13 protein-coding genes are annotated in these 11,951 nt (G+C 68.5%); 6 read left to right on the top strand and 7 right to left on the bottom strand.

All coding sequences use genetic code 11. The features are described from left to right. Positions 1–13: 13 nt before the first annotated feature. The 6 genes from fabG to AC3IRM_RS06385 form a co-directional block, all read right to left on the bottom strand. Positions 14–757: a 3-oxoacyl-ACP reductase FabG gene (gene fabG, locus AC3IRM_RS06410; RefSeq protein ID WP_489205382.1), complete on the bottom strand. Its 744-nt coding sequence runs from the start codon at positions 755–757 to the stop codon at positions 14–16. A 103-nt stretch (positions 758–860) separates the two neighbouring features. Continuing rightward, complete coding sequence (fabD, locus tag AC3IRM_RS06405; protein WP_489205381.1) at positions 861–1,808, bottom strand: ACP S-malonyltransferase; 948 nt, start codon at positions 1,806–1,808, stop codon at positions 861–863. Positions 1,809–1,901: 93 nt separating this feature from the next. Beyond that, positions 1,902–2,693, bottom strand: a complete 792-nt coding sequence (locus AC3IRM_RS06400) for a BUD32 family EKC/KEOPS complex subunit (protein ID WP_489205380.1) — start codon at positions 2,691–2,693, stop codon at positions 1,902–1,904. Positions 2,694–2,770: 77 nt separating this feature from the next. Further along, the gene (locus tag AC3IRM_RS06395; RefSeq protein ID WP_489205379.1) at positions 2,771–3,754 is read right to left on the bottom strand and encodes a beta-ketoacyl-ACP synthase III; all 984 of its coding nucleotides are present in this window, start codon (positions 3,752–3,754) and stop codon (positions 2,771–2,773) included. A 135-nt stretch (positions 3,755–3,889) separates the two neighbouring features. Then, positions 3,890–4,084: a 50S ribosomal protein L32 gene (gene rpmF, locus AC3IRM_RS06390; protein ID WP_159679179.1), complete on the bottom strand. Its 195-nt coding sequence runs from the start codon at positions 4,082–4,084 to the stop codon at positions 3,890–3,892. A gap of 20 nt (positions 4,085–4,104) precedes the next feature. Further along, positions 4,105–4,623: a YceD family protein gene (locus tag AC3IRM_RS06385; RefSeq protein ID WP_489205378.1), complete on the bottom strand. Its 519-nt coding sequence runs from the start codon at positions 4,621–4,623 to the stop codon at positions 4,105–4,107. 134 nt (positions 4,624–4,757) lie between these two features. Between AC3IRM_RS06385 and AC3IRM_RS06380 the strand changes: the two genes are divergently transcribed. Together AC3IRM_RS06380 and AC3IRM_RS06375 are read left to right on the top strand one after the other, a co-directional pair. Beyond that, the gene (locus AC3IRM_RS06380; RefSeq protein WP_489205377.1) at positions 4,758–5,111 is read left to right on the top strand and encodes a hypothetical protein; all 354 of its coding nucleotides are present in this window, start codon (positions 4,758–4,760) and stop codon (positions 5,109–5,111) included. Next, positions 5,108–5,686, top strand: a complete 579-nt coding sequence (locus tag AC3IRM_RS06375; RefSeq protein WP_489205376.1) for a Maf family protein — start codon at positions 5,108–5,110, stop codon at positions 5,684–5,686. The genes AC3IRM_RS06380 and AC3IRM_RS06375 overlap by 4 nt, the downstream gene beginning before the upstream one ends. Before the next feature lie 11 nt (positions 5,687–5,697). Here the strand turns inward: AC3IRM_RS06375 and AC3IRM_RS06370 are convergent, their stop codons facing one another. Further along, entirely contained in the window at positions 5,698–7,563 is a 1,866-nt protein-coding gene (locus tag AC3IRM_RS06370) for a glycosyltransferase family 39 protein (protein WP_489205374.1), read from the bottom strand. A gap of 57 nt (positions 7,564–7,620) precedes the next feature. Here AC3IRM_RS06370 and AC3IRM_RS06365 point away from each other — a divergent pair, with 57 nt between their 5' ends. Genes AC3IRM_RS06365 through AC3IRM_RS06350 form a run of 4 tightly spaced genes read left to right on the top strand, consistent with a single transcriptional unit; the run spans position 7,621 to position 11,946 of the window. Then, positions 7,621–8,568, top strand: a complete 948-nt coding sequence (locus AC3IRM_RS06365; RefSeq protein WP_489205373.1) for an AAA family ATPase — start codon at positions 7,621–7,623, stop codon at positions 8,566–8,568. Next, positions 8,568–9,521 (top strand): DUF58 domain-containing protein, encoded by a 954-nt coding sequence (locus AC3IRM_RS06360; protein ID WP_489205372.1) that lies wholly within the window; start codon positions 8,568–8,570, stop codon positions 9,519–9,521. Before AC3IRM_RS06365 ends, AC3IRM_RS06360 begins: the two co-directional genes overlap by 1 nt. Further along, a complete protein-coding gene (locus tag AC3IRM_RS06355) occupies positions 9,521–11,458 on the top strand; it encodes a transglutaminase TgpA family protein (protein WP_489205371.1) in 1,938 nt (645 codons plus the stop codon). The genes AC3IRM_RS06360 and AC3IRM_RS06355 overlap by 1 nt, the downstream gene beginning before the upstream one ends. Next, positions 11,455–11,946, top strand: coding sequence for a Slp family lipoprotein (locus AC3IRM_RS06350; RefSeq protein ID WP_489205370.1), 492 nt, complete (start codon positions 11,455–11,457; stop codon positions 11,944–11,946). The genes AC3IRM_RS06355 and AC3IRM_RS06350 overlap by 4 nt, the downstream gene beginning before the upstream one ends. Positions 11,947–11,951 lie beyond the last annotated feature (5 nt).

The raw sequence follows: 11,951 nt of genomic DNA, 5'->3' as shown, positions 1-11,951 counted from the left end.
GAAAGCAGCCCTGTCAGGGCATGTACATGCCGCCGTTGACGTGCAGGGTTTCACCGGTGATATAGGCCGCCGATGGACCGGCAAGGAAGGCCACGGCCTGCGCGATGTCGTCCGGTTCCCCGAGACGGCCCAGCGCGATGCGTTCGGTCAGCGCGGCCTTGGACTCTTCCGGCAGATCGCGGGTCATGTCGGTGGCAATGAAGCCGGGCGCGACCACGTTGACGGTGACGCCGCGTGAACCGATTTCCTTCGCCAGCGACTTGCTGAAGGCAATGATGCCGGCCTTGGCTGCAGCGTAGTTCGCCTGGCCTGCATTGCCGGTCACGCCGATCACCGACGCGATGTTGATGATGCGACCCTTGCGCGCCTTCATCATGCCCCGCATCACCGCCTTCGAGCTGCGGTAGACACTGGTCAAATTGGTATCGAGGATGGCCTGCCAGTCCTCGTCCTTCATGCGCATCAGCAGGTTGTCGCGGGTGATGCCCGCATTGTTGACGAGAATCGAGATCGCGCCGAACTCGGACGCGATCGACTCGACCAGCGTTTCGATCGTGCCCGGCTGCGAGACATCCAGCACGCGACCGTGGCCGCCGTGCGCCGACAGGCGCTCGCCGATCTTCGACGCGCCAGTCTCGCTGGTCGCGGTACCGATCACGGTCGCGCCCTGCGCGGCCAGCGTGTCGGCGATCGCGGCGCCGATGCCGCGGCTTGCGCCGGTGACGAGAACGATCTCGCCGGAAAGAGGTGCGCTCATGAAAACTCCAATAAGGCGTATGTGGCGGCGGAGACCGGACAACGCAGGCATCCACCGCAGCCACTGCCTGCAGTGTGCGCCGATCCGCGCTCTTCCGCCGGGTTCAGACCTTCCAGTCTGCCAGCGCGGCGTCGAAATCGTCCGGCGCGGCGAGCGCGCGGGTCTCGATCGACTTGTCGATGCGCTTGACCAGACCGGTCAGCACCTTGCCCGGGCCGCATTCGATGATGCGCGTCACGCCGCGTGCCGACAGCGCTTCGACGCAACGCGTCCACTGCACCGGCAGATAGAGCTGGCGCACCAGCGCATCGCGAATCGAATCGACGCTCTCGTGCACGATCGCATCGACGTTCTGTACCACCGGCAGCGATGGTGCATGCCATGCAACCGTCGTCATCGATTCGGCCAGGCGGTCTGCGGCGTCACGCATCAACGGGGTATGCGACGGCACGCTGACGACGAGCTTCACAACCTTGCGCACACCGCGTTCGCCGAGCAGCGCGATCGCGCGGTCCACGGCGGCGGCATGCCCACCGATCACGATCTGGCCGGGCGAATTGAAGTTGGCCGGCACGACGGCGCTGGCGTCTTCGGAGGCTTCGCGGCAGACCTCGGCCACGAGCGCATCCTCGGCGCCGATGACGGCGGCCATCGCACCGGTGCCTGCTGGCGCCGCGCTCTGCATCAGCTGTCCACGCAGGCGCACCAGCTTCGCGCCGTCGCCGAGCGACAGCGCGCCCGCTGCGACCAGCGCTGTGTATTCACCGAGGCTGTGCCCCGCCAGCGCGGCCGGCGCAGCGCCGCCCTGCCCTTGCCACGCGCGCCACACGGCGACGCCGGCAGCCAGCAATGCGGGCTGGGTGAACTCGGTCTGGTTGAGTCGGGCCTCGGGACCATCCTGCGACAGCGACCACAGATCGACGCCAGCGCCGTCCGACGCTTCAGAAAATGTGTCGACGATCACCGGGTGGCGCGCGGCGAGATCGCCCAGCATACCCAGCGACTGCGAGCCCTGCCCCGGGAAGACGAATGCGAGTTGCGATGCGGTCACGCGAATTTCCAGCCTCAAAACCGGGGTGATGATAAGTGCGAAGCCGCGACATTGTCTGTACCGGGGCGTATGCGCGCAGCGCACGCAGACCGCTCAGAACATCATCCGCAGCAGTTCGATCTCGCCGTCTTCGAGCCAATCCCACAGCACCGCGACGACGAGCAGCATCGGCATCAGCGTCGCCGCGCGCACGACGAGGATCGAATGCGCGACATGGCGCGCGGAACGCCCGAGCCAGCCGATGCGCTGCGCAAAGCCCTCCAGGCGCCCGACGCGGCCCGCGTGCGCGGCGACTTCAGGCGCGCGCCGCATCACCCGCGACAGCATGTCGGCGAGCGCATCGGTGCGGCCGTCGTAGTACTTCGCCATGCCGAACGCGAACATCAGCCAGTCGCGCGCCTGCGCCTGCGGCAGCGACATCACTTCGAGCGGATCCTCCTCGAAATCGATGAAACCTACGCAGCCGCTGTCGTCGAGCGTGATGTTGCGCGGCAGCGGCTGTCCCAGATAGGCACCGCGCGCGTGCGCATCGGCGATCGCGTCGATCACCGCGGACGTCAATACGTCGATACGCGCGACATCGCCAGCGGCGGCGCGCAGCTGCGCGGCGAAGGTGTCGCCGAGATTGCTCAACAGCAATGTCGATGCGCCCTCGCCGAGCACACGCGGCACGCGCACGCCCTGGGCATCGAGTTCTGCAAGTCGGCGTGCTTCGATCTGCTTGGCTTCGCCGCCACCCGGATGCGACGGCGGACGCAGCGCATCGATGTCGAGACCGCGCGCGATCGCATCGAGGATGCCGAGACCGAACTTGCGGCTGTCGCCCTCGGCGTATGCTTTGAGCCAGGCGTCCCGCCCGGCCACGACGATAGATTCGACGCCCATGCGGGGGCCTCCGTGTCGTGCGGACGCGAAGTCCGCGAGGTGGAGTCGCGGAGCCGGACAGCCCCGCTAGACCGGATTCAGTAGCGCAGCAGCGCCGAACCCCAGGTGAAGCCGCCGCCGAAGGCTTCCAGCAGCAGCAGCTGGCCGCGCTGCACGCGCCCCGAACGCACCGCTTCGTCGAGTGCCAGCGGCACCGAACCGGACGAGGTGTTGCCGTGCTTGTCGACCGTGACCACCACGCGGTCCATCGGCATGTCCAGACGCTTGGCCGTGGCTTCGATGATGCGCAGGTTGGCCTGATGCGGAATCAGCCAGTCGATGTCGTGGCGATCGAGATTGTTCGCTTCGAGCGTCTCCTCGACCACCGAATCCAAAGCCTTGACCGCGTATTTGAAGACGTCGCTACCCGCCATCTGGATGCGCACACCGGCGTTGGGCTGGTCGTCGCGAAAACCCGCGGACACGCCGACCGGATTCCACAGCAGCTCTTTTTTCGCACCGTTGGCATGCAGATGGGTGCTCAGGATACCGGTCTCGGTATCAGCCTTGAGCACCACCGCGCCCGCACCGTCGCCGAACAGCACAGCGGTGGTCCGCTCGCTCCAGTCGACCATGCGCGTCAACGTCTCGGCGCCCACGACCAGCACGGTCTTGGCATCTCCCGCCTTGATGAACTTGTCGGCGATCGAGAGCGCGTACAGGAACCCGGAACACGCGGCATTGACGTCGAACGCGCCGCAGCCGTTGGCACCCAACCGCGCCTGCAACAGGCAGGCGGTGGACGGAAAGATGATGTCCGGCGTCGTCGTGCCGAGAATGATCAGATCGAGTTCGGACGCCGACACGCCGGCCGCTTCCATCGCGCGCGTGGCGGCATGGAACGCCAGATCGCTGGTCGTCTCGCCCTCGGCGGCAATGTGGCGCTCGCGGATGCCGGTGCGGGTCGCGATCCATTCGTCGCTGGTGTCGACGAACTTCGCGAGGTCGTCGTTGGTCAGCACTTTTTCGGGCAGATAACTGCCGGTGCCGGCAATGCGGGAATAGATGCGTTCGCTGGTCATCTGCGGAGCGGCCCTCGCGCAAGGCGCGTGATCTTGGAACGGCATCCCTGCCGACGGCAGACGCAGCCGCCCGTCAGGGACGGTGGCTGCGCCCGATACATCGTGCGCCCGCCACGGTGTGGCGGGCAGCGAGGGTCAATCTTCCTCGACGACGCGCGTCTTCGGCTGGATCACCTGCTTGCCACGATAGTAACCGTCGGCGGTGATGTGATGACGGATATGGGTCTCACCCGTCGTCTGGTCGGTCGACAGCAGCTTCGCGCTGAGCTTGTCGTGCGCGCGACGCATGCCACGACGGGACGGGGTGACGCGGGATTTCTGCACAGCCATGGGAATTGCTCCAACAGGTTCTAGTTGTTTCGATCTTTCTTCAAACCCGCCAACGCCGAAAACGGGTTGGCGCGTGTCTCTTCTTCGCTCGACACCGGCCAGTCGCGTTCGATCGCTTCGGAGCCAGGTGCGACCGGAATCGCGGGTATCGCCAGAATCAGTTCGTCCTCGACCAGCGCGACCGGGGACAACGCACCATCGCCTTCCAACAGCAATGACTCGTAATCGGGCAACAGCGCGGCCTCTTCCGCCTCATCGCGGATCAGGCCCAACCGTTGCTCGACCTTGAGCGGCCAGACGAAGCGCTGGAGCGTCCGCTGGCACACCAGCGGCAGCCCGGCTTCGATACGCAACAGCGCAAACGGCTGCTCCAGCGCGTCGCGACCGAACTCGATCGAGCAGATCACATCGTCGCCTTCGGCATCGGCCAAGAGGTCGCGCAGGCGCGTGAAAGACGCCAACGGCAGGCGCCCGTCGAGGCGCATGCTGCCTGCGACCATGCGCCAAGCGTCTACCAACTCGGGCATTTGCGCGGACATAGCCGCCGAATGTTAAAGATGCGATCCCGGACTGTCAAACCAGAGGCCGGCCTGACTTGACCGGCGCGACGGCGGGTTTGCCGGCGCCGCAACCTGCCGGGCAGACTGACCCGCCGCCCAACAGGACACCCTGCGTGCAGCCGATCCCCAGCCTCCTGCTGGCCACCCTTGCTGCGGCCGTGATTGTACTGGCGTGGCGCCACCGTGTCCGGCGCCGGCACCGCGCCTACGCACGGGTGCTCGACGCCGCTGACACGTTCGAGGCACGCCTGCGGGTCGCGCGCGCCCAGGTTGGCCAGGACGGCGGAGATCCGGTCCGCGATGCGCTTCAGGAGATGCTGCGACAGCGCCTCTGGCTGCAGCAGCACGGCTTGTCGGCGGATGTCGCTGCGCTGGACGCGATGCGCGAATCGATTGAACAGGCGCAGGCCCGCATCGACCGGCAGCTCGCCCAACTGGCGCTGGTCCGCGCTGGAGGCAGTGCATGAACCCGCCGCTGATCCTCGGCTCGACATCGGTCTATCGCCGTGGACTGCTGGACCGCCTGCGGCTGCCGTTCACCTGCGAGCGGCCGGATGTAGACGAGACGCCCGGCGACGGCGAGGACGCCGCGGCGCTCGCGATCCGGCTGGCCCAGGCCAAGGCCCGGAACGTCGCCGCGCGCGTTCCTGGCGCCTGGGTGATCGGCTCCGATCAGGTGGCCGCGCTCGACGGTTGCCCGCTCGGTAAACCGGGCGGCCGCGATGTGGCGATCTCGCAGCTGACGGCCATGTCCGGTCGCAGCGTGGTCTTCCACACCGCCCTGGCACTGGCGCGCACGGGGCAGCCCACGCTGCAGGCACACGACCGCACCGAAGTGGTGTTCCGCGCACTGCAGGCCAACGAGATCGCGCGTTACGTCGACGCCGAACAACCGTTCGACTGCGCCGGAAGCTTCAAGTGCGAAGGGCTCGGCATCGTGCTGTTCGAGGCGATCCGCAGCGAGGATCCGACCGCGCTGGTCGGACTGCCCCTGATCGCGACCGCGCGACTGCTGCGCGCAGCGGGCTACGCGCTTCCCTGACGCGGCGCGCGTCACCGCACCGGCGCGACCTCGATCGGGTGTTCGGCCCAGCGCTCGATAGAGCCGTCGCGACCGATAATCTCGAGCCCGAGCCAATGCCGTCCGGGTGCGAGCGCAGTCGGATCGACCGTTGCGCTGAAGCCGATGTTCTGTCCGGCAGGATCGCGCGAAGCGCCCTGCAGGAAGCGCTCGACGATCCACGGATTGGGCGCGCCGTACTGCGCCTCGACCACCGGCACGCCGTCGAGCGTGACCGTCACCGAGGCGACGCCGCTGCCGTCCTTGACCGCCCAGCCGCGCACCTCGAACGGCGCGTCGACACGCGCGCCCGCCACCGGGGTGTCGACGTAGGCAAGCGCGGGTGTCACACACTCGTCTTCGCCTGCCCCCGCATCCGCATCCGCATCCGGAGCCGCATCGAACCGCGACAGGATGAAGCGCTGCGCGCCGCGATCCGCGTTGACGACGCGCGAAACCGGCAACGCGCCCATGCGCGCGCAGATCGTCTGGTAGCGCTGCAGCAGCGCGCTGAACTTCACGTCGTTGGCGCCGGTGACCAGCAGCACCGGGCGTCCGGCCAGTTCTGCGCGATCGTCGAGTTGCAGATGCCAGAGCTGCAACTGCGGCGCACGACCATGATGGCGGTTGAGCGGATGGTCGAGGACGCGGATGCGCGGATCGCCGAGCGCGAATCCGAGTTCAGCGCCGATCTTGAAGTTGTCGGCGACGAGTACGGTATCGGCCGGCATGGCGGCGAGTTCCTCGCGCACCGCGCCTGCCAGCGTGTCCCAGCCGGCGAAATTCGACGGATACCACTTGAGCCCCGCGCTGCGCTCGCGCACCTCGGGCGTCGACACCGCCGCGTAGTAGCCGACCACGCCGACGAAGCCGAGCGCCAGCGTCACCCACGTCGCGATCCGCAGCCAGCGCGGCCACGCCATCAGGACAAAACCCACCAGAGGCAGCAGGGCGAGATAGCCCGGTAGCGGCCAGTGGAAACTCGCGCGCTCGGTGTCGGCGACGAAGCCGAGCGCGAAGAACCCGAGCACCATCAGGCCGCCGGAGATCGCGAGGAACCGCGCCGCATCGTCCGGCGCCCGACGCAGACGCCAGGCCGCGATCAGCAATGCGGCGAACAGCAACGGGGTCACCATCACCGCCTGGATCACGATGAACTGCCAGCCGTCGGCATGCAGTGCCCAAGGATGCCGGTCGACCATCTGGAAGCGCAGGCCCGCCTCGGCGTTGTCCACGTTCCAGACCAGCAGCGGGATCCATGCGGCAGCGCCAGCTGCGATGGCGATCCACACGCGCGGGTCGCGCAGGGCCTCGCGGCCCTTGGCGATCGCAAGCAGGGCGACGATGCCGACGCCGATCACCGCGATGAAACGGTAGTGGCTCAGTGCGCCAAGCGACAGGCCCAAGGCGAGCAACAACGCGCCGCCATGGGTCACGCCGCGCAGCAGACGCACGCCCGCGTCCAGGCACAGCACCGTCGCCAGTGCCAGCATCGCGTCGGGCAGCGCCATCACGCCGAGCGAGCCGAGCAGCGGCAGCAGCAATGCAGCGCAGCCCGACAGCCACGCCGCCTGCGGATCAAACTCGCGTGCGGTCAGGCGTACGACCAGCCACGGCACGAGCGCCGAGATCGCGATGAAAGGCAGACGCACGGCGAGCAAACCATCGCCGAAGACTTCGGTGCCGATACGGATCAGCCACGCCGTCAGGCCCGGCAGATCGGAGTAGGCGAACGCGGGATGCTGGCCTTCGAGCCAATAGAACGCCTCGTCGACGAACAGCGGCAGCCGCGCGGCAATGGCCAGTTTCAGCAGCACGATCGTCGTCCACAACACGACGAACACCGTGCGAATTTCCATCCGCCGCATTGAACTCGACCTCGCTACACTCGGGGGGACCGCCGAAGGAACATCTACATGCCCGACCCGACGACGCCCGTCATGCTAACCGACGCCCGGCGTGAAGCCTTGTCGTCAGCGCTGGCCCAGGTGAACCGGTTGGTGCTCGGTAAGGAGACGGCAGTGACGATGAGCTTCGTCGCCCTGCTCGCCGACGGCCACATCCTCATCGAAGATCTGCCGGGTCTCGGCAAGACCACATTGGCGCATGCGATCGCCGCAACGGTCGGCCTCGATTTCCAGCGCGTGCAGTTCACATCGGACCTGCTGCCGTCGGATGTCATCGGCGTCTCGGTGTACGAGGGCAGCGCACGCCGCTTCGAATTCCACGGCGGACCGGTCTTCACCAATGTGCTGCTGGCCGACGAGATCAACCGCGCGCCGCCGCGCACGCAGAGCGCGCTGCTCGAAGCGATGGCAGAGCAGCAGGTCACCGTCGACGGCACCACGCATCGGCTTCCCGACCCCTTCTTCGTCATCGCCACGCAGAACCCGGTCGACCTGTCGGGCACGTATCCCCTGCCCGATTCGCAACTCGACCGGTTCCTGTTGCGGCTCACGCTGGGCTATCCCGACCGCGATGCCGAGCGCGCACTGCTGTCGGGCAGCGACCGTCGCACGCTGATCGCCGAGACCATGCCGCGACTCGGCGCGGATGATCTGCTTGCGCTGCGCCAGGCCGTTGCGGCGATCCATGCCAGTCCCGCATTGATCGATTACGTGCAGGCCTTGATGGCGCGCAGCCGTCAGCACCCCGGCGCGCGCGTCGGCCTGTCGCCGCGTGCCGGTCTCGCCCTGCTGCGCGCGGCACGCGCCTTCGCGCTACTGCAGGGGCGCGATCACGCGCTGCCCGACGATGTGCAGACCCTGTTCCCGTTGATCGCGAGCCACCGCCTGGTCGCCGAGGCCGATACCGCGACCGACGGACTCGCCGCGTCGATCCTGCAGGCCGTGCCGGTCGACTGATGCCCGCGTTCGCCGGCCTGCGCCGTCGTGTCGAAAGCTGGGCGCGCCCGAGGCGTCCGGAGACGCTGCCCACGCGCCTGGACCGTCGGCGCATCTACATCCTGCCCACCGGGTTCGGCACGTTCGTCACTGCGTTGCTGGCGACGATGGCGATCGGCGCGCTCAACTACAACAACAACCCAGCCCTGCTCCTGTGCCTGCTGCTGGTCGGCGCAGCGCTGGCCAGCCTGTTGTGGACCCAGCTGCAGCTCAGCGGTCTCGAGATCCGCGCGGTGCACGGCGAGCCGGTCGCGGCCGGCATGCCGATGCCACTGCACGTCCACGTGGAAGCGGCGCCGGGACGCGAGCGTCTTGGTCTGCGCGTGGCGATCGGCGACAGCGAGGCCCCGCTGTCGCTGGACGACTCGGGCGGCGAATCGACAGTGCTGCTGCCCACCTCACGTCGCGGGTGGATGCTGCTGCCGCGGCTGCGCATCGACACGACCCGCCCGCTCGGCCTCGCGCGTGCGTGGGCCTGGGTCTGGCCGACGACGCGCTGTCTCGTGTATCCGGCGCCCGAAGTCTCCGGACCACCGCTGCCCGATGGTGGCGGCGACGAGGCGCAGGCGCGGCTCAATCCGTCCGGCGAGGAACTGCACCATCTACGCGACTGGCGCTCGGGCGATGCGCCGCGGACGATCGCCTGGAAGGCATCGGCACGTCGCGATGCACTGATCGTGCGCGAGTTCGAACGTCCACAGGGCGATGACCTGACGCTCGACTGGCAAAGCCTCGGCGCGCTCGACCACGAATCGAAGATCCGCCGGCTCGCGCGCTGGGTCGACGAAGCCGAGCGGGAGTCCGTGCGCTACCGCCTGCTGCTGCCAGGCCCGAAGATGATCGGCCCCGATCGCGGCGCGACGCATCGCCACGCCTGCCTGCGAGCCCTCGCGCTGCTGCCGGACGCCGGCTGATGGCACGCACTTCGCACGCGCTCGACGCCGACGGCCGCCGCTGGTCGCTGATCGCGGCCGCTGTCTGCCTGCTGCCGCTGCTGCTGCAGTTGCCGATGCCGCTGCCGGTGGTCATCGCGGCCGCGGGCTTGATCGCTGCGGCGATGGCATCGCGTCGCGCAGCGCCGGGCTGGTTGCGCGCGATCCTCGCGCTCGCCGTGTTCGGGCTGGTACTCGCGCAGGGCGGCATGCAGTTCGGTCGCGACACCGGATGCGCGCTGCTCGCCGCAATGCTCGCGATCAAACCGTCCGAACTGCGCACCATGCGCGATGCGCGCAGCCTGCTGGGTTTCGCCCTGTTCGCGCCGTTCGCGACCTTCCTGCTCGACCAGGGCCCGCTGTCGCTCGCGCTCGGCCTCTGCGGCGCAGTGCTGGTGCTGGCCGCGCTCGCGCGGCTGTCGGAGCAGGAGTCGGGGTTGCCCGCCGCGCGCGTGCGCCACCTCACGCGCGTCGGCATCGTCGCGCGGCTGATCGCGATCGGACTGCCGTTGGCGCTGGCCGCCTTCTGGCTGTTCCCGCGTCTGGCGAGTCCGCTCTGGGGCATTCCGGATCTGTCGACCGCGCGCCCCGGTCTGTCGGACGAAATGTCACCCGGCGACTGGATCGATCTCATCGCCGACGACACACCGGCGATGCGCGTGACCTTCCGCGGCGCCGAACCGTCGACGCGCGAGATGTACTGGCGCGGCCCGACACTGACGCAGTACGACGGGCGCACCTGGACCGCGTCGCCATGGCTGCGCGCCCTGCCGCCTGCAACGCTCGAGCACGGCACGCCGACCTGGGAGTACGAGATCGCGCTCGAGCCGACCGAGCGCAATCTGCTCGTCGCGCTGGAGATGCCGCTCGACTTTCCCGTCGGCATGCGCGCGGCGCACGACTACACGCTGACCAGCGAACGCCGGCTCGACCGGGTGACGCGTTGGCAACTGCGTTCGGCGCCTCCGACCCGCTTCGAAGCCGACCTGCCCGATCCGCTGCGCCGGCTCGCGCTGCAGCTGCCCATGGACTTCAACCCGCGTACGCGTGCACTGGCGCAACAGTGGCGCGCCGAAACCACGGACGACGGCGCCCTCGTCGAACGCGCGCTCGCCTGGATCCGCAGCGATTTCGCCTACACGCTCACCACGCCGCTGCCCGGCCGGCATGCGGTCGACGAGTTCCTGTTCGACTCCCGCGCCGGCTTCTGCGAACACTTCAGTTCCGCGTTCGCGGTGCTGATGCGCGAAGCCGGCATTCCGACGCGCGTCGTCACCGGCTACACCGGCGGCACGCGCAATCGCTACGGCAACTACTGGATCGTCAGGCGCATGGACGCCCACGCCTGGAACGAAGTGTGGCTCGAAGGACGGGGCTGGGTGCGCGTCGATCCGACCGCGGCCGTCGCACCCGAACGCATCTACGACACGCTTGAGGACCGGCTTGGCACGGACGGTGGCGAGACCTTGTTGCCGATGGCCGATCTGGGCGACTGGGCGCGCCGCGCGTGGAACGACTTCGTGCTCGGTTTCGATGCCGCGCGCCAGCAGCGCATGCTCCAGCGGATCGGCTTCGAGAACATCGACACCCGGGGCCTCGCCGCCCTGTTTTCGCTGTGCTCGGCGCTTGCGCTGGCCTGGATGCTGTGGCTGGTCGCGCGCACCGAACGCGAACGCGATCCGCTGTTGCGCGCCTGGCATCGACTGGGCCGCCGCTATGCCCGGCTCGGACTGGCCCGCGAACGGCACGAGCCTGCGGTCGCCTGGGCCGAGCGCGTCAGCGCCGCGCGCCCGCAGGAAGCTGGGCTCGTCGCCCTCACCCGTCGTTTCGTCGCGGCCCGCTACGCTTCTTCGGCGTCCGACGCGACGCTGGTGCGGGCACTGCGCGCGCACCGTCCAGCCCGGGAGACCACTCGATGACTGTCCTTCGCCTGCTGCCCGTTGTTGCCGGCGCCCTTCTGCTCGGCGCGTGCGCATCCCAACCGAAACCGCTGCAGGGCGGCTACGTCGAAGCGCTGACGCCACACGCCGCCGTACTGGGCGAGCACACCGGCACAATGGTGCGCTGGGGCGGACGGATCGTGCAGGTTGAACCGCGCACCGACGCGACCTGTTTCGAGATGATCGCCACGCGGCTGACCGCGACCGGTCGTCCGTACTGGGCCAGCGACGACACCAACGGCCGTTTCATCGCCTGCCGCGCCGGCTTCTACGATCCGGCGGTGTTCGAGGTCAACCGCGAAGTGACCTTCACCGGTCGGATCGCCGGCTACGACTCGCGCCGGGTCGGCGAATACGACTATCGCTTCCCGCGCGTCGAGGCCGACGTGGTCTACCTGTGGCCGAAGCGCGAACGTGTCGACGTGATCACGCGGCCGGCGCCTTGGCCGTGGTGGGGCTACTGGTGATCGTG

It is taken from the genome of Luteimonas sp. KH_071 (assembly GCF_057838005.1).
Note: the sequence above shows the minus strand (reverse complement) of the source record. Positions and strands in the feature narration are given on the sequence as shown.